This is a genomic window from Devosia sp. (assembly GCF_965229025.1).
In the GTDB taxonomy this organism is placed as follows: Bacteria; Pseudomonadota; Alphaproteobacteria; order Rhizobiales; family Devosiaceae; genus Devosia_A.
Window position 1 is genome coordinate 1,385,096 of the sequence record NZ_OZ245853.1, and the last position, 20,099, is coordinate 1,405,194.

Below are 20,099 nucleotides of genomic sequence, written 5' to 3' on the forward strand. Positions count from 1 at the left end.
GGAGGGCGCTTCAGGTTTGCAACCCGGCCAGAACCAGCGGCACCAGCTCCGGCAAATCCTCTGCAATCAGCCCAGGCTTGCCCCAGACGTTGCCGGCCTCGCCGTGAATCCAGACCCCGGCGCAGGCGGCGTCGAAACCCGCCATGCCCTGCGCCAGCAGCCCAGCAACGATACCTGCCAGAACATCACCGGAGCCCGCTGTGCCGAGCGTTGGCGGCGCGTTGGCGTTGATCACCGCCTGACCTTCTGGAGCCGCCACAACCGTGTCGCTGCCCTTGAGCACCAGCACGGCACCCGACACTTGCGCTGCTGAGCGAGCCCGCTCGACTTTGCCGCCGTTGAGATGACCGAACAACCGTTCGAACTCGCCTTCGTGCGGGGTCATCACAACCGGGCGCTCGTGCTTTGCTTTTATCGCGGCGAACAGGACCTCGGGGGCGTCCTTGAAGCTTGTCAGTGCATCGGCATCGAGCACTGCAGCGGCGCCGCTTGCCAGCACTGCCAGGACATTCGCCTTGGTCGCGTCGCCGACGCCGGCTGCGGGGCCGATAACGAAGGCGCGCACCTTGTGCTGTTCGATCAGCAGCGAAAGGCCCGCAGCGCCGTCCACTGGTTTCAGCATGATTGCCGTCACATGGTTGGCCTGCACCAGCAGTGCGGGATGCGAGCCGACCAGCGTTACCAGCCCTGCCCCGCTGCGCAGAGCAGCCATCGCCGTCATCCGGCTGGCGCCGGTCTGCAGTGGTCCGCCGGACATCACCACGGCGTGGCCGCGAGTGAACTTATGCCCTGCCGCAGCCAACGCCGGGACCTGCCAGAGCGTCGGTCCGTTCACCGCAAGCCGCGCGGCGATCTCGCGGAGCACCGCATCGGGAATGCCGATCTGGCGCAGCTCCACCTCACCGCAGAGGTCCCTACCAGGCTGCAGCAAGTGTCCCGGCTTGAGCCGGAAGAACGTCACGGAGGTGTCAGCCTGTACCGCCACGCCTCGCACCTGTCCGGTCGCGCCGTCGAGCCCACTCGGCACGTCAACGGCGACTACGGGCACGCCAGCAGCATTGATCGCGGCAATGAGAACCGCCAGTTCGCCTTCGACCTCACGATCGAGTCCGGCGCCCAGCAGCGCGTCGATAATCAGCGCGGTGCCCGCGAGGCTTTCAGGCCGTGCGACCTCGACCGGGCCATCCCAGAGATCGGCGAAGAACGCCGCGTCGCCCTTGAGCTTTTCGCGAGTGCCATACAAGGCAACCCGCACCTTGCGGCCAGCGTCGCGCAGCTTCTTTGCCGCGACGAAGCCATCGCCGCCGTTGTTGCCCGGCCCACAGAGGACGAGCACCTCACCCTGCGGATAGCGCTCCGCTGCCACCTCGGCCACTGCCGCGCCGGCCGCGTCCATCAGCTTGAACGACGGCACGCCGGAGGCAATTGCTAGCCCGTCGGCGCGCCCCATCTCGATAGGAGTCAGAAGTTCGGAGGGAGCTGTCATCGGGGCCCCGCATATATCGAGAACGCCGCTGTTCCAGCGACGAACCAGCCGACGACGGCAACCATGTAGAGCGCGATGCGCAGGCGGCCATCAAGTCCGGTCCGCGCGATTGCACCGATCGCAACGACAGCAACTGCGACCGCAATGGGTGCCCAGGGCGCAACGAACATGCCGACGAACGGCCCGATGATGGCGAAAAAGAACAGCGCCAGGGTCCACCAAAGCTGCAGGACCTGCTGAAACTGGATCAGTCCCCAGACGGCAATCAGGGCGTAGCAGAGGCTGAGCGCGATGCCGAACTCCTTGAGGAAGGAACCACGGGCATGAAGCCGCGCCAGTACCTCCGCCCTGTCCGGATCCGAACTCATCATAGTCTCCCTTGTCGACGAGGACTCTACCCCGCGTGCGCTCAAACAAAAAGGCCGCCCCGGAGGACGGCCTCATAGTCTTGTTTCGGCACCAGTGCTTAGTGGTGGTGCTCTTCCGGAACTTCGTCGTCTTCCGAGGCGATCAGCTTGGCCAGTTCGGCGCGGGTCATCGGCTTGTCAGTCTTCTTGGCCAGTTCGACCACGAAGTCGACAACCTTGTTCTCGAACACCGGAGCGCGAAGGCCGGCGAGGGCCTGCGGGTTCTTGCGGTAGTAGTCGTACACCTGCTGTTCCTGGCCCGGGAAGCGGCGGACTTCGGTGATCAGCGCCTGCTGATGCTCGTCCTCGGTCACTTCGACCTTGTTCTGGTTGCCAATCTCGGCAACGACCAGACCCAGACGGACGCGGCGCTCGGCGATCTTGCGATACTGCTCGCGAGCGGCCTCTTCGGTCGTGCCTTCGTCTTCGAAAGACCGGCCATGGCTCTCAACTTCATGCTGGACGCGCTGCCAGATGGTGTTGAACTCTGCCTCAACCAGCTGTTCAGGAACCACGAACTTGTGGCCGTCGTCGAGATGGTCAAGAATCTGGCGCTTGATGGCCTGGCGGCTCATCTGGTCGAGCGCCGTACGCATCTGCTCCTTCACTGCGTCACGCAGTGCCGGAACGTTCTCGAGGCCAAGCTTCTGGGCAAACTCGTCGTTGAGCTCGCCGGCCTTGGGGCCATCGACATGGAGGATCGTTACCTCGAAGTCAGCCTTCTTGCCCTGCAGATCTTCCTGAGCATAGTCCTTGGGGAACGTGACCTTGACGGTCTTGGTCTCGCCCTTCTTCATGCCAATCAGCTGCTCTTCGAAGCCCGGGATGAACTCGCCCGAGCCGACCGTGAGGTGCGCGTGGTCGGCGGAACCGCCGGGGAACGCTTCGCCCTTGATCGTGCCCTTGAAGCTCAGGCCGAGACGGTCGCCGTTTTCGACAACGCCTTCGTCACCCTTGTCCTCGTAGCCGCGCTGCTGCGCGAAAACGCGCTGCACTTCTGCATCGACTTCAGTCTCGACGATCTCGACGACCGGCTTGTCGACGGAAATGCCCTTGAAATCCATCAGTTCAACCGGCGGCAGCACTTCGTAGCTGACTTCGAACGAGAGGTCGGACTGGCCGTCAAGCACCTTGTTGATCGTGCCCTGGTCTTCCGGCAGGTCAACCTTGGGCTGGCTGGCAGCGCGTTCAGCGCGCTCGTCCAGGGTCTTGGCAACGGTCGCGTTGATCGCGTCGCTCATTACTTCCGACATCGCGGAACGGCCATAGACCTTCTTGAGATAGGTCATCGGTACCTTGCCGGGGCGGAAGCCCTTGATATTTGCCTGGCCCTTGATCTCGTCCAGCCGCACATCCAGCCGTTCGTTGAGATCGCTCGCCGGGATGACCACGGAGAGTTTGCGCTTGAGGCCCTCGTTGAGGGTTTCTGTGACCTGCATTGGGGTATCCCGTTGTCAAAAGCTCAAAAGATGGCCGAAGTTCGCGCTTGTGTGGCGAGCCTGGTGCGGGTGAGAGGGCTCGAACCTCCACGCCTTGCGGCGCTGGAACCTAAATCCAGTGCGTCTACCAGTTCCGCCACACCCGCAAGGTGCCCCATCGGCCGGGTGGGCGTGCATATATGGCAAGTTTGCTGCAAGGTCAAAGGGCGATGTCGGCTTAGTTTGCTCGCCGCCAATTTAGGGATGCAAAGTGCCAGGATCGCCAGCCGGTCGCCAAGGCGCTGCCGTATCTCGCGGCATTGGAAATACGGGAGTGCGCCCGCACGCTCTCAGAATGCCTATTCTTTCAGCAGTTCGCTCACGAATTGCGCATTGGCTGCTCCGGCACTCTCTCGTACTACGCGAAGTATCGCCATCAACTACCCGATAATACGGACGTTAAGACGGTTTGGACGGCGTGGCACGGCCCCTGCATACACACTGGCGGCACCTAACCGGTGCTAAAGTGGAGGCCTGAATGAAAAAGATCGAGGCTATCGTAAAGCCCTTCAAGCTCGACGAAGTGAAGGAAGCGCTGCAGGAAGTTGGTCTGCAGGGCATCACCGTCACCGAGGCCAAGGGTTTTGGCCGTCAAAAGGGGCATACCGAGCTCTATCGTGGCGCGGAGTATGTCGTGGATTTCCTGCCCAAGGTGAAGGTCGAGGTGGTTTGCCCCGACGATCTCGCTGAAAAGGCCATCGAGGCGATCCGCAACGCTGCGCAAACTGGACGCATCGGCGACGGCAAGATTTTCGTCTACTCGATTGAACAGGCGATCCGCATCCGCACCGGCGAATTCGGCGACGACGCGCTCTAGGGTCCTCCCCTCGAGATCGCCTAGCCCGCCTAACAAACGCAATTACCTTTACAGGGGAACTGAATGACCACTGGAGCAGACATCCTCAAGCGCATCAAAGACGAGGATATCAAGTACGTCGACCTGCGATTTACCGATATGCGCGGCAAGCTGCAGCACGTCACATTCGACCAGACCATGATCGATGAGGACATCTTCGAGGAAGGGACCATGTTCGACGGTTCCTCGATCGCTGGCTGGAAGGCCATCAACGAGTCCGACATGGTGCTGATGCCCGATCCGGATTCGGCTTACATGGACCCGTTCTTCGGCGCTTCGACGCTGGTGATGAACTGCGACATCCTCGAGCCCCTGACCTACCAGCCCTACTCGCGCGATCCCCGCACCACGGCCAAGAAGGCCGAGGCGTATGTGAAGACGCTGGGTATCGGCGACTCGGTCTATTTTGGCCCCGAGCCCGAATTCTTCATCTTCGACGACGTGCGCTACTCGAACACCACCTACAAGGTGGGCTTCTCGGTCGACTCGACCGAACTGCCGACCAACAACGACACCGAGTACGAGTCGGGCAATAACGGCCACCACATCGCTCTGAAGAAGGGCTACTTCCCGGTTCCGCCGCTTGATACCGCTCAGGACATGCGCGGCGAGATGCTGGCTGCCATGGGCGCTATGGGTGTGCCGATCGAAAAGCACCACCACGAAGTGGCTTCCGCCCAGCACGAACTCGGCATCAAGTTCTGCCCGATCATCAAGGCAGCCGACTCGGTGCAGATCTACAAGTATGTGATCCAGCAGGTGGCACAGGCCTACGGCAAGACCGTGACCTTCATGCCCAAGCCGGTTTATGGCGACAATGGTTCGGGCATGCACTGCCATCAGTCGATCTGGAAGGACGGCAAGCCGCTCTTCGCTGGTGACCAGTATGCCGGCCTGTCGATGGACGCGCTCTACTACATCGGCGGCATCATTAAGCATGCCAAGTCGATCAACGCGTTCACCAACCCGACCACGAACTCCTACAAGCGCCTGGTCCCCGGCTTTGAGGCCCCCGTGCTGCTCGCCTATTCGGCGCGTAACCGCTCGGCCTCCTGCCGTATCCCGCACGGCATTTCGCCGAAGTCCAAGCGCGTCGAAGTCCGCTTCCCCGATCCGCTGGCGAACCCGTATCTCGGCTTTGCCGCCATGCTGATGGCTGGCCTCGACGGCATCAAGAACAAGATCCACCCCGGCGAGCCGATGGACAAGGATCTGTACGAGCTGCCCAAGGAAGAGCTGAAGCTGATCCCGACCGTTTGCGGCTCGCTCCGTGAAGCGCTCGAGAACCTCGACAAGGATCGCGACTACCTGCTCGCCGGTGGCGTGTTCGAGAACGACCAGATCGATGCCTATATCGAGCTGAAGATGACGGAAGTCATCAAGTTCGAGCACACCCCGCACCCGGTCGAGTACGAAATGTACTACTCGGCCTGATCGCCGGATTGCATCACTGCGATATTGGAAAGGGCCCCGAGGGGCCCTTTCTGTTTATGGTGCGCAGAGAACCATGGAGCGGGGAGTGAGAGAACTCACCCTACCCCTTCGTCGCCACCCAGATGACGTGCCGGGCGCCCCTGCCGCCATGGGCGCGGGCTTTCAATTCCTCGACCTTCATGCCGGATTGGCTGAGGCGCTTGGTGAATTTCGGGTCTTGTGCCACCGACCAGATGGCGAGCATCCCTCCGGGCCTTAGCGCGGATTTGGCTGCCCCGATGCCGCCTGCTGAATAGAGCCGGTCGTTCCCGGGCCGGGAAAGACCTTCCGGGCCGTTATCGACGTCGAGCAGGATGGCGTCGAACCTCGAGGCGTCAGCGGCCATGACGTTGCCCACATCCCCCACTTTGAGAGTAAGTCGAGGATCATCCAGGCTCGCGCCGTGGAGGCCTGCGAGCGGTCCCCGCGCCCAGGTCACGATCTCGGGCACCAGTTCTGCGACGACGATTTCCGCATCTGGGCGGAAGGCGGCGAGCGCCGCGCGCAGCGTAAAGCCCATGCCGAGCCCGCCGATCAGCAGGCGCGCCTTGGGGCGCCCACCGATACGCTCAGCGGCAACATTGGCCATCACCTCTTCTGAGCCAGACTGCCGGCTGCCCATCAATCCGATCGTCCCGGCAAAAATGGTGAACTCGTCGCCGCGCTGCATCAGCCGGAACTCGTCGCCGCCGGGCACCCTCGCCCGGCCCAGTTCTACCCATGGCAGCACGGCGCACTCCTTGTTTCAGCAGTGCTTTACAGCGCATCCGGCGTGGAGCCTAGTGCGGGGCGTTTCAACCGAACCGGGCCGGCGAATAGGCGCTGGCGTCGATGAACGGCGTCTCGCCGGTGACCATCTCGGCGATCAGCCTGCCGGTCGATGGGCCGAGCGTCATGCCGTGATGGGCGTGACCGAACGCGAACCAGAGTTTTTCGTGGTTGGGCGCTGCGCCAATGATGGGCATCATGTCAGGGGTGCAGGGTCGCGCACCGCGCCAGGGGGCCGGGTCACTTCGGGCGCCGAGCGCGGGGAACAGTTCGCGCGCCGCCACCTCGGCTCGATCGATCTGGATGGGGGTCGAGGGTGCGTCGCGAAGGGCGAACTCGGCGCCACTGGTCAGCCTGATGCCGCGTTCCACCGGGGCAAGCATGTAGCCGCGTTCGGCATCCAGTACCCAATGGCGGAGTGGCGCGTCCTCGGGCTGGGCAAAATGCATGTGATAGCCGCGCTTGACGCCAAGCGGCAGCCGGTAGCCCAGCCGCTGTGTAAGGTCTCCGGCCCAGGGACCGAGCGCAATCACAGCCTCGCGTGCCTCAAGCGTGCCGCCTGACACAGGCAGTCGCCAGCCCGTCGTGCCCGCAGAGAGCTGCATCGCGTCGCCGGTGATCACGGTGCCACCCAGCGACTCGAACAGCCGGCGGTAGGCGACCACCAGGGCTCCGGGATCACGGATGCTCCACGGGTCGGTCCAGTGCAGCGCGCCAGCAAACACCGGGGCAAGGCCCGGTTCGCGCCCGATCATCTCGGTGCGGTCCAGCCGCGCATGGCGAACACCAAACTCGCGCTGCACCCACTCGGCTTCCGCCGTGGCCGCCTCCAGTTCCGCATCGGTGCGGAAGGCCCGGTACCAGCCGGCTTTCTCGATGAGCGCCTCGGCGCCGGCGCGCCGGATCAGGTCCGCGTGTTCGTCGATCGATGTCGCGATCAGGGGGGCATAAGCCCTGCCTATGGAGCGATAAGCATCAAGTCGGGAATGCCACCAGTAACGCGCGAGGAACGGAGCGATCCGTGGCAGCGCTGTCAGATGGTAGTGCATGTCGATGCGGTCGTTACGGGCATACCTGAGGAGTGCGCCGAGCCCCTGTGGGAAGCCGTGCGGCATGACGCCTTCGCTCTGGATCAGGCCGGCATTGCCGAACGAGGTCTCCTCGCCAGCCCCGCGGCGGTCCAACAGTAGAACCGAACGCCCGCGCATCTGGAGATGCACCGCAACACTCACGCCGACAATTCCGGCGCCTAAAACGATGCTATCCGCCTGCAATATGGTCAGGTCCTGAAATCAATTGGGCCACCACTTTAGACGTGCGCAGCGCTGGCGCGAAGCTAGACCAACAGGTCAATCAGAGAATTTGTTGTCGCGGGCGCAGAATTTCCCACGGGGTTGCGCCCGCCGAGGCTGCCGCCAAAGAGTACGCTATCCTCTGAGAACGCTGAAACGTCAGAAGAGGCGGTTGCCGATGCCTCTACCGGCTTGCCGCTGGCGAGGGCCTTTTGCTCGGCAAGGGCCGCTGCCTTCACCGGATCATCGTGCGGATTCTTGGGATCATGACCGGTCTTGGCCGCAGCGACATCGCAACTCGTCGCACACACGTAGCCGTTGACGATCTGCACTGCGGACCTCCGCTCATCCCAGCGCAGCAACTTCGATGATGTCGATTAACGGCTACTGACTGCACACGTACTCGTGAACAACCCGGCGTTGCATGGGAAAGGCCAGCTAAGCGCCGCCGCGCTTGGTGCGATGAATCAGCGCGTCGAACTCGTGGAGGAAGTTGGCGCGGTCCTTGGATGAATAGCTGGCGTTGTAGCCATTGCTTTCGCCGGTCTCTCGCAGGTGCTGGTTCAGTTCCCGCATGGCGAGCGCCATGCCGATCGAGTGCTCAGTGAACGGCTTTCCAGTCGGTCCCAACACATGGGCACCCTTCTTAAGGGCGCGTCCTGCCAGCGGGATGTCGGACGTGATCACCAGATCGCCCGCGTTGGCGTGCTCCACGATCCAGTCATCCGCGACGTCTGCGCCTTGCGGCACCATTACGGTGCGGATCATCGGGTCCCGTGACGGTCGCAAGCCGAAATTGGCGACAAAGGTCACCACCAGCCCATGCCGGCCGGCTACGCGCAGCACCTCGTCCTTGACCGGGCAGGCATCAGCGTCGACGAGGACCTGGGGATCAGCCAAAAACGAGCTCCATCCGGCGCGGCAGCAATTGGGAGCGGAATAGTCCCTGCCCCCGCCAACCGCAAGTGCGACGATGCATCTTGTGTCTGCGTGCGGCAGCGGCTTCCAACAGCAAAACTTTGTTGGCAGAATGCGTTACACAAGGAGCGATCATGGCCGATCAGACCCCCTTCCAGCGCATCACCGCAGCCGTCCAGGCGCAGATCCCGCTAGTGCGGGCTATGGAAGCGGAACTGGGAAAAGCCCGAGCGCATCAGTTGGTGCGCGAGGCGCTCGACACGGCCAATCGTGCCATTGTCGCCCAACGCGGCTCGCTGCTCGATATCCCCACTCTCGCTGCCGAGTTCGCGGGGTTCGGCAAGGGGGTGCGCTATGAGTTCGAGACGCTGGAGCAGACCGACACGCTGCTGCGCACCCAGGTGACGCACTGCGACTATGCCGAGTTCATGGAGCAGATTGGCGCGCGCGACCTCGGCGAGTTGCTGATTTGCAATGGCGATTTCGCCATGGCCGATGAACTCGGGCTACGGCTCGAGCGCAGCAAGACCTGCATGAACGGCGATGGGCAGTGTGATTTCTGCTACCACGTGAAGGCCAAGGCTGAGGACGCGGGCAAGTCTTAACGTCCCCATTTCTCCTGCCAGGTTGGCAGCATGTCGTTGGGCGCCGGGGTAGCGAGGTAAATCGCGCGGGCCATGGCGCGGCTTAGGCACACTGCGGCCGCGTGTCCCAATTGCAGAATGTTCAGCACCGGATCGACGATGGGCTTGCTGCCTGTCGAGACCGAAAAGATCAGATCGCCATCGACCTGAGTGTGCGCCGGGCTCGTTGCGCGCGCCATGCCGTCCTGAGCGGCGACGGCGAGGCGCTTCAGCTGGCTCTTGGTGAGGTCAGCGTCCGTCGCAACAATAGCGATCGTGGTGTTGGTGATCGCGCCCACCCAGTCCCGCTTGGAGCGTGCGGTTTCGCCAAATGCCATCGCGCGAGTGAGCGGGCCTCGCGCGCCATACTCGTCGCCGACCTCGAAGGGCGCCGCCCAGAAGTGCTCGGTGTCCCCCATGGTAACGCTGCCGGTGGGGTTGGCGACGACCAGAGCGCCGACCGTATAACCGCCGACAACCAATGAGGCGGAGCCGAGCCCGCCCTTCAGGTTGGCGGTCAGTGCTCCGACACCTGCTCCGGCGGTGCCGAGGGCAAACTCGGGACCGGCATTCTGAAGCGCCTGCAGGCCAAGCCCGCGATAGGGGTTTTCATCCCAGTTCTTGTCGCCCTGGTTGAGCAGGTCGAAGACAATCGCGCCTGGTACGATCGGCACGGTGACATGCTCGATGCGGAAGCCACGTCCGCGTTTTCTCAGTTCATCGGCAACGCCCGAGGCGGCATCGAGCCCGAAGGCGGAGCCGCCCGAGAGCACCAGCGCATCGATATCTTCCACCAGTTTGTCCGGCGCCAAGAGGTCCGTCTCCCGCGCCCCGGGCGAGCCGCCCATCACATCCACGGACGCCCGGAACGGACGGTCGGCGACCAGCACGGTGGTGCCGGTCTTGATGTGATGATCTTCCGCATTGCCGACAAAGAGGCCTTCGACATCGGTGATAAGATTGCGCGGTCCGGGTTGCATCCGGCTCTCCTTGTTGTTGTCAGGCGGGTGTGTGCAGCCGTTCGTTGACCAGCACCAGTGCCTTGTTCACCGGCACCCCATCGGGATCCCAGGTTCGGCGCATCTCCAGCATCTGCTGGGCGATCTGCCAATTGCCGAGCTTGAGGTGGGCATCAAGCAGCAACTGGCCGAACAGGTCGCGCTGCGCGTGGCTGCCGCCGATTTCGGTCATGCGGGGGTTGGCGACGCTCAGATACTTTGCCGCGTTCGCATAGTCGGCACGCGCATGCGCCAAAACGCCCCGCGCACCCGGCAACGCCACCTCCTGCCAGACCACGCGATCAAAGGCAGTCGATGACGCGGCCTTCTCTTCGACTGCCTGCATCAGCTGGACCGCCTCGGCCCGTTCGGCGCGGGCGAGGCCATAAAGGTATTGGAGCGTCAGGAACGGCTGCACGGTGTCGCGGGCGCGCACCTGCATATGCCGCGCTACGTCCTCCCAGCGATTGCCGACATCCATCCCCGCCACTTCCATGCGGGCGAGCAGTGACACGGCGCCAACTTGGTCCTGCGAATAGTCGGGTTCGATCCCCCAGACGTGCTGGTCATAGGCATCGAACACCGCCTGGTTGTCGCCCTGGCTGATATGGAAAAGCGCCTTGTGCCACCAGTTGTGGGTGTACATGAACGAGTTGAGGTCGACCCAGGTCTTCTGCGCCTCGCCGAGGAACGCGACGCCCTCGGCCACCCGTCCGGTCCCCAGCATGACATGCGCCAGGGCGTGTTGGGCCCACGGCTCCTTGGTCTTGAGCTTGAGCGCTTGGCGCGCCGCGCCCTCGGCAGCGCCCAGATCGTGCGACTGCTCGTAGGCGAAGGCCAGCATGCCGTGGAGGTGGGGATTGTCCGCATTCTCGGACTCGACCGCTTTGGCGACCCGCAACATGCTCTTCGCATCGCCGCGATTGAAGCTGAAATACTGGTGGAGCTTCATTGAAGCAAGGTCGCGCGGAAACTGCGTGATGATCTCGTCGCCGATCGCCTGTACGGCCGGGACATCACCGGCGATCCATCGTTCGAGCTGCGCCATCAGCATACGCTCGCGGGCATTGGCGGCTGAGGCCGCGGAATTGGCTCGCGCCAGATAGCGGGCCGCCATCTGCCCGGCGCTCTCCGCCTCCAGGAACATCCAGATGAACCCGGCGTAGACATTGGCTGCTACTGATTCCGGATCGGCGTCCGCAGCCGCAATAACGTTGCTGGCCTTTTTCTCGTAGCTGAGAAAACCGGTGACGAAGTCGTCTATCCCCTGAAGCGTCGCGCTCGAAGCGCTGCTCACTTCATTTCCGAGCGCGTCCTGTGCCATGGTTGAAATATACCGTCTTGCCAATGCCATCGACTATAAGCCGCCCGGCGCGGCTGTCCACGCGGCAGGCGAGCAAATCCATTTCAGGGTCCGATATGCCGCAGTTCGATCATCACGGTGCCAGCGTTCATTTCGAGATTTTGGGCGACGGACCGCCTTTGCTGCTGATCGCCGGAACGGCCAGTGACGGCGCGAGTTGGGGGCCGCTGCTGCCTCTGCTTCAGGGCCGGAGGCTGATTCTCATCGATAACCGCGGCTCGGGCCGGACCAAGGTCGAGGGGCCATTGACGCATGCTGACATGGTCGAGGATTGCGCCGCGCTGATAGACCATCTCGGCCTTGGCGCCGTGGATGTGGTTGGCCACTCGCTCGGCGGCTTTCTCGGGCTCTGGCTCGCAGCGCTCCACCCCGACAAGGTCAAGCGGCTCGTGACCATGGGCTCAGGTCTCATCGATGCCCGCAGCAAGGCGCTGTTCCAGGACCTGTCACGGCTCTACTTCACCGTGCCGCCTCAGGATTTCTTCCGGCTGCTCTATCCTTGGTTATTCTCCCCGCCGTTCTTTGCCGATCCGGCCAATGTTGCGGCAGCCGCCGAGGCCTCCACCGCCTACCCGTATCGGCAATCACCCGGCGATTTCGCACGTCAGGTCGCAGCAATGAACCGGCCCATGCAAGCGAACCTCGCAACCATCAAGTGCCCGGTTCTAGCCATCACCGGCGACGGCGACCTGCTCGCGCCGCCGTCGGCCGTGGCGGCCGGACATGCCGAAATCCCCGGCCATCGGCTGGTGGTCATACCCAACGCGGCCCACTCCATCCACTGGGAGCAGCCGCGGGCTGTGGCGGACGCAATCACCGCGTTCCTCAGCTAAATCACTCGCCCGCCGTCAACCTCCATCGCGACGCCGGTGATCATTGAGGCCTCATCGGAACAGAGGAAGCAGGCAGCATTACCCATGTCCTCAGGTGTCGAAAACCGCCCAAGCGGAATGGTCGCGAGGAACTTGGCGCGGATTTCGGGTGTGTCCTCGCCCATGAACGTCTTCAGCAGCGGCGTTTCACCCGCCACCGGGTTGATGGCGTTGACGCGGATGCCGAGCGGGGCGAGTTCGACGGCCATCGACTTGGTTGCCGTCACCATCCAGCCCTTACTGGCATTGTACCAGCTCAGCCGCGGACGGGGGCTCACGGCCGCCGTCGAGGCGATGTTGAGGATCACACCGGTGCGGCGCGCCTTGAAGTGCGGCACCAGGTGCCGGGCGGTGAGGTAGACCGACTTCATGTTCACGTTGAACACCCTGTCGAAATCGGCTTCGGAGATTTCATCGAGCGGTGCGGGCATGTGGGAGACGCCGGCATTGTTGACGAGGATATCGACCTTGCCGAACGCCATGATGGCTGCGGCGGCCATCTCATTGACGCTCGCATCCTTGCTGACGTCGACGCGGCCGGCCTTCTGCCCCAGTTCGCGTGCCAGCGCCTCGGCACCCTCGAGGTTGATATCGGCGATGAGCACCCGCGCGCCCTCGGCCGCGAATTTCCGCACAATCCCTGCGCCAAACCCCGATGCCCCGCCGGTCACGATGGCCGTCTTGCCTGATAGTCTCATGAGTAACCCCTCATCCGGCGCTTCGCGCCACCTTCTCCCCGACGGGGAGAAGAATAGTACGCCGACCTCGCGGCCGGGATTCCTCTCCCCGTCGGGGAGAGGGTGGATCGGCCAACGGCCGAGACGGGTGAGGGGTTTGTGGTCACCGTTCTACCCGTGCCACGCCGCCACGGTCTTCAACACTGAAAACCCATAGAGCGCCTCAAAGCCCTTTTCGCGGCCGTGGCCGGATTTGCCGACACCGCCGAAGGGCAGCTCGACGCCGCCGCCGGCGCCATAGTTGTTGAGGAAGACCTGACCGGTCTTGATCGCTTTGGCCATGCGCATCTGTCGTCCGCCATCGCGAGTCCAGACGCCTGCAACGAGGCCGTAGTCGGTGCCATTGGCGATGGCCACGGCCTCCGCCTCATCCTCGAACGGGATCACCACCTGCACCGGCCCGAAGATTTCGTCCTGCGCCAGCCGGTTGTCTGGGGACACGCCAGACAGCAGCGACGGCGCCAGATAGTGCCCGCCGCCCGGCGCTTCGCCGACAATGGTCCCCTGCCCGGCAATCTCGGCTCCGCCCAAATCGCTGAGGAACTCGCCAACGATCTCTTTCTGTCGCTCGGAGACGAGCGGCCCCAGATCGAGATCGGACAGTGCCGGGCCGACCTTCAGCGCCTTATAGCGTTCGGTCATGCGCGCGAGCAGTTCGTCATGGATAGAGCGCTGCACCAGGATGCGCGAACTGGCCGAGCAGGTCTGCCCGGCATTCTGGATGCCGGCATTGACGAGGAACGGCAGCGCACGGTCGAGATCGGCATCCGCAAACACCAGCTGCGGTGACTTGCCACCCAGCTCCAGCGTCACCGGCACGACGTTTTCCGCCGCGGCATGCTGGATCATGCGCCCGACACCGACAGAGCCTGTAAACGAGATGTGGTTGACGCCGGGGTGAGCAGTCAGCGCGGCGCCAGCTTCTTCCCCCAGCCCTGGTACGACATTCAGCGCCCCGGACGGCAGCCCTGCCTCTTCGGCGATCTTTGCAAAGGCGATAGCGGTGAGGCAGGCCTCCTCTGCAGGCTTCAGTACCGCGGCGTTCCCCATGGCCAGCGCGCCCGTCACCGAGCGGCCGATGATCTGCATGGGGTAGTTCCAGGGGATGATGTGCGCGGTCACCCCGTGCGGCTCGCGTAGCGTGTAGACCGTGTAGCCCTCGAGATAGGGGATGGTCTCGCCGTGGATCTTGTCGCAGGCGCCGCCATAGAATTCGAGGTAGCGGGCCAGCGCCAGCGCATCGGCTCGCGCCTGCTTCAGCGGTTTGCCCACATCCATGGCCTCGATGCGCGCGAGGTCATCGACCCGCTCCAGCACCTTCCGGCCGATGCGCGTAAGGATGCGCCCGCGCTCTGCAGCAGGCGTTCGCCCCCATTCCCCCGCCAGTGCGGCTTGCGCCGCTGCAACCGCCGCATCTATATCGGCCGCTGACCCGCGCGCAATCTCGCCGATCATTTGGCCAGTCGAGGGATTCTCGATCGGCAGGTAGGCGCCGCTCAACGGCGTCACCCAGCGCCCGCCGATGAAGCACTTTTTGGGGTCGAAGAAGAGGTTGAGGTCAGTCATGGTCGATACTTTCACGCGTGGGCAACCACGCTCCTAGTCGGCCAGCCCGGCTTCGCGCGCCGCGAGGGCCCGTTCGAGGTTTGGCGTCGCCGCAATCAGTTCCTTGGTATAGGCGTGCTGCGGATTGCGGAATACCTCTTCCGTCGGCCCCGACTCGACGATCTCGCCGCGCCGCATCACCAGCACCCGGTCGGTGATCGACCGCACCACCGACAGGTCATGCGAGATGAACAGGTAGGAAAGCTGCAGACGGTCCGAGAGGTCGGATAGCAGGTCGAGGATTTGAGCCCGGATCGACACATCAAGCGCTGACACTGCCTCATCGAGAATAATCAGGCTCGGCTCGATGATCAGCGCCCGCGCAATGGCGACACGCTGGCGCTGGCCGCCTGAGAACTCGTGGATGTACTTGTTCGCATCGGCAGAGGTTAGTCCCACTTCTTCGAGTGCCCGTGCGATACGCTTGTCACGCTCCGCTCCCTGAGGTGCCGCAGCGCCGAGGAGGTGGAACGGCTCGGTCACCAGCCGGTCAACGCGGTGGCGCGGGTTGAAGCTGCCATAGGGGTCCTGGAAGACCACCTGCAGATGCCGCCGTGTTGCAAAGCTGGCGCCGTTGCGCGGATCGATCGGCTCGCCGCCAATGACGATGCTGCCGCCCTGTACCGGCTCCAGAGCCATGATCGCGCGGGCAAGCGTGGATTTCCCGCAGCCGCTCTCTCCCACCAGCCCGACATTTTCGCCGCGCTCGATGCGGAGGCTGACGCCGTTGACGGCGCGGTTGGCCCGCTTGGGGCCAAACAGCCCCCGCCGTGGCAGCGGGTACTCGCGGATCACCTTGTCGACCGCCAGCACCGGCGTCCCGCCACTGACCGCAGGCGGTACGCGCGGCGGCACATGCGACGAGGCCTCGAACAACGCTCGCGAATAGGGATGTTGGAGATTGCGGAAGAGGGACACCGTCGGCCCTGCTTCCACCACCTCGCCGTGGCGCATGATTGCAACCTTGTCCGCGAGCCCCGCGACGACACCGAGGTCATGGGTGATGAAGATCAGCCCCATGCCGTCTTCATCGACGAGTTTTCTCAAGAGCTTCAAGATCTGCGCCTGCGTCGTCACGTCGAGCGCCGTCGTCGGCTCATCGGCAATCAGCAGCTTGGGCCGCATGGCGATGGCCATGGCGATCACCACACGCTGGCGCTGCCCGCCGCTCAACTCGTGCGGGAAGCGATCGAGCGGAAAACGGTCGGCCGGGAGTTCGACGCGCTCCAGTGTCTGCCGCGCAATGTCCATGGCCTCGCGCCGAGACATGCGGCCGTGCACCAGGGCAGTTTCCGCCACCTGCTCGCCGATGGTCTTGACCGGGTTCAGCGCCGTCATCGGCTCCTGGAACACCATGCCCGCAATACCGCCGCGGATCTTCCGCATCTCGGCGTCGGGAAGGTTCAACACCTCAGTGCCGTCGAGACGGATCGAACCACGGGTCGCCGAGCCGGTGGGCAGAAGCTGCATGATCGACAGCGCAGTCATCGACTTGCCCGAACCGGACTCGCCGATCACACCGAGAATTTCGCCAGCATCGACGGACAGGTCGATATCTTTCAGAATCTCGGTCGCGCCGATCGTCAGCACCAGATCCTTGACCTCGAGCAGAGCCATCAGCGCACCCGCCGCAGGCGTGGGTCGAACAGGTCACGCAGCCCGTCGCCCAGCAAGTTCACGCCCAGAACCATCAGCACGATGGTGAGGCCAGGAGCGAGCGCCACGTGCGGGGCGATGGCGATCAGCGTCTGGCTGTCGGCCAGCATCTTGCCCCAGCTCGGCGTCGGTGGCTGCACGCCCAACCCGACATAGGCCAGTGCGGCTTCGGCAAGGATGCCAAGCGCGAACTGGATGGTGGCCTGCACCACCAGGGTGTTGAGGATGTTGGGGAGGATGTGCTCTAGCGAGATCCTGGCCGGCCCTTTTCCGGCAACACGGGCCGCGAGGATGAATTCGCGCTGCCACAGGCTCAACGCCCCGGCCCGCGCGAGACGTGCGAACACCGGCATGTTGAACAGACCGACCGCGATGATGGCGTTGACGGCCCCGGGGCCGAACACCGCCGTGATCAGGATGGCGATCAGCAGCGCCGGGAAGGCAAAGATCAGGTCGTTGCCGCGCATGACGATGTCGTCGATCACCGTGCCGCGCTTGGCGGCCGCGAACAGTCCGAGCGGCACGCCGATCACCATGGCGACGGTGACCGCGATGAACGCGACCGCAATCGACGTGCGGGCGCCGACCATCAGCATCGAGAACACGTCGCGGCCGAAATGGTCGGTCCCCAGCCAATGCTCTGCGGTTGGGGGCTTGAGCTTGTTGGGGATGTTCTGGGCGACGAAGTCGTAAGGCGTCCAGACGAAAGAGAGCAGTGCGAGCGTCACGAAGATCAGCGTGATGGTCCCGCCAATCAACAGGTTGGGCGAGCGCAGCGCGGCCCTGAACAGGCTGTCAGTACGAGCCGGTGCGGCAATGGTCGTCATCGCGCCACCCGCCGCAGCCTGGGGTCGACGATCGCGTAGGTGATGTCGACGAGGAAGGTGACGAGGATCACCGCAAACACCAGCAGCATCACCACCGATTTGACGACGATCAGGTCGCGCGAGGTGATTCCCTGGAATACCAGACGGCCGAGGCCCGGGAGGAAGAATACGTTCTCGATGATGATGGCGCCCGCCAGCAGAAAGGAAAACTGCAGCCCGATGATGGTCAGCACCGGGATCAGCGCATTGCGCAGCGCATGCCGCCAGAGCGTCTGGCCCCGGCTCAGGCCCTTGGCGCGAGCCGAGCGGATATAGTCCTCGTCGAGTGTATCAAGCAGCGACGAGCGCATGACTCGCGCGAGGATCGATGCTTGCGGCAGAGCGAGGGCAATCGCCGGTAGTGTCAATGCCTTCATGGCCTGGAACGGGTCCTGCCAGCCCGGAAAGCCGCCGGCCGTGAACCAGTGCAGCGTGATCGCAAAGACCAGCACCAGGAGCATGGCGAACCAGAAATTAGGGATGGCGACGCCGAGTTGCGTTGCGCCCATGATGCCGACGTCGGCTGCCGAGTTGCGGCGCACGGCGGCGATTATACCGGCCGGAAAGGCGATCAGTGTCGATAGCGCCAGCGCGTAAATGGCGAGCGGAAGCGAGATCCAGATGCGGTCACCGATCAGTTGTGCCACTGGCACCTTGTAGGTGTAGCTGATGCCGAAATCGCCGTGCAGCAGGCCAAATACCCAGGTGAAATAGCGCTGCAGCAGCGGACCATCGATGCCGAGCGACTTGCGCAACGCGTCGGCCGCCTCGGGCGTCGCATTCAGCCCCAGCATGAACTGCGCCGGGTCTCCAGGCACGACTTCAAGCACTAGGAAGATGACAATACTCGCCGCGATCAGGCTGAGCACCAGCGATAGGATGCGTCCGAGAATGAAGCTGGGCATCAGATCCCCGCCCCTGTTCGGCACGCGCTTACCAACCAACACCCGATGTCATCCCTGCGAAAGCAGGGACCCAACTCCATACCTGCGCCGGCGGAGACGTGGGTCCCTGCTTTCGCAGGGATGACAGCGATGAATGGTGGACGTGTGGTGGTCAAGATAACAAGTTGGAGGCGGGCTTGCGCCCGCCTCCTGAACCTTACTGTTCCCAGTAGACGGCGGTGAGGTCGGTCGCCTGGGTCGGCGCGTTTTCCCACATGCCCTTGAGCTTGGCGTTTTCGACGCCAACCTTGGCGAGCTCGAACAGGAAGCCAGCGGCATAATTGTCCGCGAGGTTCTTCTGCGCGGCCTTCAGCAGTTCGGAGCGCTTTGCCGGATCAGAAGCCACCGCGAGATCCGCGATGATCTTGTCGAAATCAGCGTTCTTGTACTGGAAGTAGTAGTCCGGCCGCGCAAAGATCCCGATATCGTTGGGCTCGGTGTGCGAGACGATCGAGAGGTCGTAGTTCTTGTCGGTGAACACTTCGCTCAGCCACTGCGCCCACTCGACGTTGGTGACTTCTGTCTTGATGCCAACGGCGGCCAGCTGCTGCGCGATGATTTCACCGCCCTTTCGGGCATAGCCATCCACCGGCGGGAGCTTGAGGCTCAGCGTCAGGTCAGTGATCCCGGCTTCAGCCAGCAGAGCCTTCGACTTTTCGGGGTCGTAGTTCGACTGCGCGGTCAGGTCCACATAGTCCTTATTGGACGGCGGGAAGAAGGTGCCGATCGGCTGGCCGTAGCCGAACATGGCGCCATCGATGATCGCCTTGCGGTCGATCGCATGGGCAATCGCCTCACGCACCTTGACGTTGTCCAGCGGCGGCTTGGCGTTGTTCATCGAAAGCACGGTCTCGCCTTCGGTCGAGCCCACCACGACATGGAAGCGCGGGTCGCTGGCGAACTGCGACACGGTCTCGGGCGCGGGGTAGTTCGGGAAGCTGTCGACGTCGCCGGCCTGCAGCGCTGCGTAGGCAGCTGTCGGGTCGCCGATGAAGCGGAAGGTGGCGCTTTCGAGCTTGGCCGGGGTGCCCCAGTAGCTCTGGTTCTTTTCGATGGTGATGTGATCACCCTCGACACGATCCTTGAACACGAACGGGCCAGTACCGATCGGGTTGGTCTTATTGTTGTCGGCGCTCTCGGGCGCAACGATCACCGCATCGCCCCAGGCGAGGTTGTAGATCAAGTTGCCGTCGGGCTGCTTCAGCGTCACCTTGACGGTCGCCGGGTCAACCACTTCCACCGAAGCGATCGACGTGTAGAGCGCCTTCTGGGCGTTCAGCGAGCCTTCGGCATTGATGCGGTCGAGCGAGAACTTGACGTCATCGGCGCTAAAGTCGGTGCCGTCGTGGAACTTGGCGCCTTCGACCAGATGGAACGTATAGGTCAGCCCGTCCTCGGAAATGTCCCAGGACTTGGCGAGGTCGGGAACGACACTGCCGTCCGACAGGATACGGGTCAGGCCCTCGAAGATGTTGGCGTACACAACCTCATCGGTCGCCGCGGCGGCCTCGGCCGTGGGATCAAGGCTTGGTGGCTCGAGCACAAGGCCAACCTTCACATCGGTGCGCGCCTGCGCGAACGCCGGCGTCAAGGCGGTGGTCATAGCCAGAGCGCCGGCAAGTGCCAGCACAACCAGTGATTTGCGCATGATATACCCTTCTGTTGGCGGCCGCATTCCCTACGGCCTTGCAGTCATCCTAGGACGGTTCTGCCGCAAGGTGAACCGGTTGCGTGACGTGTTTTTCGCCATTCGAGGC

General features: G+C 63.5%; 19 protein-coding genes and 1 tRNA gene. 4 read left to right on the plus strand and 16 right to left on the minus strand.

From position 1 onward, the window contains the following. Positions 1-10: 10 nt before the first annotated feature. The 4 genes from ACO06J_RS06910 to ACO06J_RS06925 all read right to left on the minus strand — a co-directional run bounded on the left by ACO06J_RS06910 (position 11) and on the right by ACO06J_RS06925 (position 3,478). Entirely contained in the window at positions 11-1,486 is a 1,476-nt protein-coding gene (locus ACO06J_RS06910; protein WP_421759971.1) for an NAD(P)H-hydrate dehydratase, read from the minus strand. Next, entirely contained in the window at positions 1,483-1,854 is a 372-nt protein-coding gene (locus tag ACO06J_RS06915) for a hypothetical protein (RefSeq protein ID WP_421759972.1), read from the minus strand. The genes ACO06J_RS06910 and ACO06J_RS06915 overlap by 4 nt, the downstream gene beginning before the upstream one ends. Positions 1,855-1,952: 98 nt before the next feature. After that, complete coding sequence (tig, locus tag ACO06J_RS06920; RefSeq protein WP_421759973.1) at positions 1,953-3,332, minus strand: trigger factor; 1,380 nt, start codon at positions 3,330-3,332, stop codon at positions 1,953-1,955. Between the two features lie 61 nt (positions 3,333-3,393). Further along, a tRNA-Leu gene (locus tag ACO06J_RS06925) sits at positions 3,394-3,478 on the minus strand. A 371-nt stretch (positions 3,479-3,849) separates the two neighbouring features. Here ACO06J_RS06925 and ACO06J_RS06930 point away from each other — a divergent pair. Next, positions 3,850-4,188, plus strand: coding sequence for a P-II family nitrogen regulator (locus ACO06J_RS06930; RefSeq protein WP_046136017.1), 339 nt, complete (start codon positions 3,850-3,852; stop codon positions 4,186-4,188). A gap of 63 nt (positions 4,189-4,251) precedes the next feature. After that, positions 4,252-5,661, plus strand: coding sequence for a type I glutamate--ammonia ligase (gene glnA / locus ACO06J_RS06935; RefSeq protein ID WP_421759974.1), 1,410 nt, complete (start codon positions 4,252-4,254; stop codon positions 5,659-5,661). A gap of 100 nt (positions 5,662-5,761) precedes the next feature. Here the strand turns inward: glnA and ACO06J_RS06940 are convergent, their stop codons facing one another. The 4 genes from ACO06J_RS06940 to ACO06J_RS06955 form a co-directional block, all read right to left on the minus strand. Beyond that, on the minus strand, positions 5,762-6,430 hold the full coding sequence (locus ACO06J_RS06940; RefSeq protein WP_421759975.1) for a spermidine synthase: 669 nt from the start codon (positions 6,428-6,430) through the stop codon (positions 5,762-5,764). Positions 6,431-6,494: 64 nt separating this feature from the next. Continuing rightward, positions 6,495-7,742: an NAD(P)/FAD-dependent oxidoreductase gene (locus ACO06J_RS06945; protein ID WP_421759976.1), complete on the minus strand. Its 1,248-nt coding sequence runs from the start codon at positions 7,740-7,742 to the stop codon at positions 6,495-6,497. A gap of 62 nt (positions 7,743-7,804) precedes the next feature. After that, positions 7,805-8,092, minus strand: coding sequence for a hypothetical protein (locus ACO06J_RS06950; protein ID WP_421759977.1), 288 nt, complete (start codon positions 8,090-8,092; stop codon positions 7,805-7,807). 106 nt (positions 8,093-8,198) lie between these two features. After that, positions 8,199-8,660, minus strand: coding sequence for a YaiI/YqxD family protein (locus ACO06J_RS06955; protein WP_421759978.1), 462 nt, complete (start codon positions 8,658-8,660; stop codon positions 8,199-8,201). A 152-nt stretch (positions 8,661-8,812) separates the two neighbouring features. Here ACO06J_RS06955 and ACO06J_RS06960 point away from each other — a divergent pair, with 152 nt between their 5' ends. After that, a complete protein-coding gene (locus tag ACO06J_RS06960; RefSeq protein WP_421759979.1) occupies positions 8,813-9,283 on the plus strand; it encodes an L-2-amino-thiazoline-4-carboxylic acid hydrolase in 471 nt (156 codons plus the stop codon). On the opposite strand, the gene ACO06J_RS06965 is transcribed toward ACO06J_RS06960, so the two are convergent. After that, on the minus strand, positions 9,280-10,281 hold the full coding sequence (locus ACO06J_RS06965; RefSeq protein ID WP_421759980.1) for a P1 family peptidase: 1,002 nt from the start codon (positions 10,279-10,281) through the stop codon (positions 9,280-9,282). The two genes, ACO06J_RS06960 and ACO06J_RS06965, sit on opposite strands and share 4 nt — an antisense overlap. A 19-nt stretch (positions 10,282-10,300) precedes the next feature. After that, positions 10,301-11,596, minus strand: coding sequence for a tetratricopeptide repeat protein (locus tag ACO06J_RS06970; RefSeq protein ID WP_421759981.1), 1,296 nt, complete (start codon positions 11,594-11,596; stop codon positions 10,301-10,303). 122 nt (positions 11,597-11,718) lie between these two features. On the opposite strand from ACO06J_RS06970, the gene ACO06J_RS06975 reads away from it, so the two are divergent. Further along, positions 11,719-12,495, plus strand: coding sequence for an alpha/beta fold hydrolase (locus ACO06J_RS06975; protein WP_421759982.1), 777 nt, complete (start codon positions 11,719-11,721; stop codon positions 12,493-12,495). On the opposite strand, the gene ACO06J_RS06980 is transcribed toward ACO06J_RS06975, so the two are convergent. The 6 genes from ACO06J_RS06980 to ACO06J_RS07005 form a co-directional block, all read right to left on the minus strand. Further along, positions 12,492-13,232, minus strand: a complete 741-nt coding sequence (locus ACO06J_RS06980) for an SDR family oxidoreductase (protein WP_421759983.1) — start codon at positions 13,230-13,232, stop codon at positions 12,492-12,494. The two genes, ACO06J_RS06975 and ACO06J_RS06980, sit on opposite strands and share 4 nt — an antisense overlap. 150 nt (positions 13,233-13,382) lie before the next feature. Continuing rightward, complete coding sequence (locus ACO06J_RS06985) at positions 13,383-14,837, minus strand: aldehyde dehydrogenase family protein (RefSeq protein WP_421759984.1); 1,455 nt, start codon at positions 14,835-14,837, stop codon at positions 13,383-13,385. A gap of 33 nt (positions 14,838-14,870) precedes the next feature. Further along, the gene (locus ACO06J_RS06990) at positions 14,871-16,493 is read right to left on the minus strand and encodes an ABC transporter ATP-binding protein (protein WP_421759985.1); all 1,623 of its coding nucleotides are present in this window, start codon (positions 16,491-16,493) and stop codon (positions 14,871-14,873) included. Next, positions 16,493-17,359, minus strand: a complete 867-nt coding sequence (locus ACO06J_RS06995; RefSeq protein WP_421759986.1) for an ABC transporter permease — start codon at positions 17,357-17,359, stop codon at positions 16,493-16,495. The genes ACO06J_RS06990 and ACO06J_RS06995 overlap by 1 nt, the downstream gene beginning before the upstream one ends. Then, positions 17,356-18,303, minus strand: a complete 948-nt coding sequence (locus ACO06J_RS07000; RefSeq protein ID WP_421759987.1) for an ABC transporter permease — start codon at positions 18,301-18,303, stop codon at positions 17,356-17,358. The genes ACO06J_RS06995 and ACO06J_RS07000 overlap by 4 nt, the downstream gene beginning before the upstream one ends. Before the next feature lie 196 nt (positions 18,304-18,499). Further along, on the minus strand, positions 18,500-19,990 hold the full coding sequence (locus tag ACO06J_RS07005) for an ABC transporter substrate-binding protein (RefSeq protein ID WP_421759988.1): 1,491 nt from the start codon (positions 19,988-19,990) through the stop codon (positions 18,500-18,502). Positions 19,991-20,099: the final 109 nt, after the last annotated feature.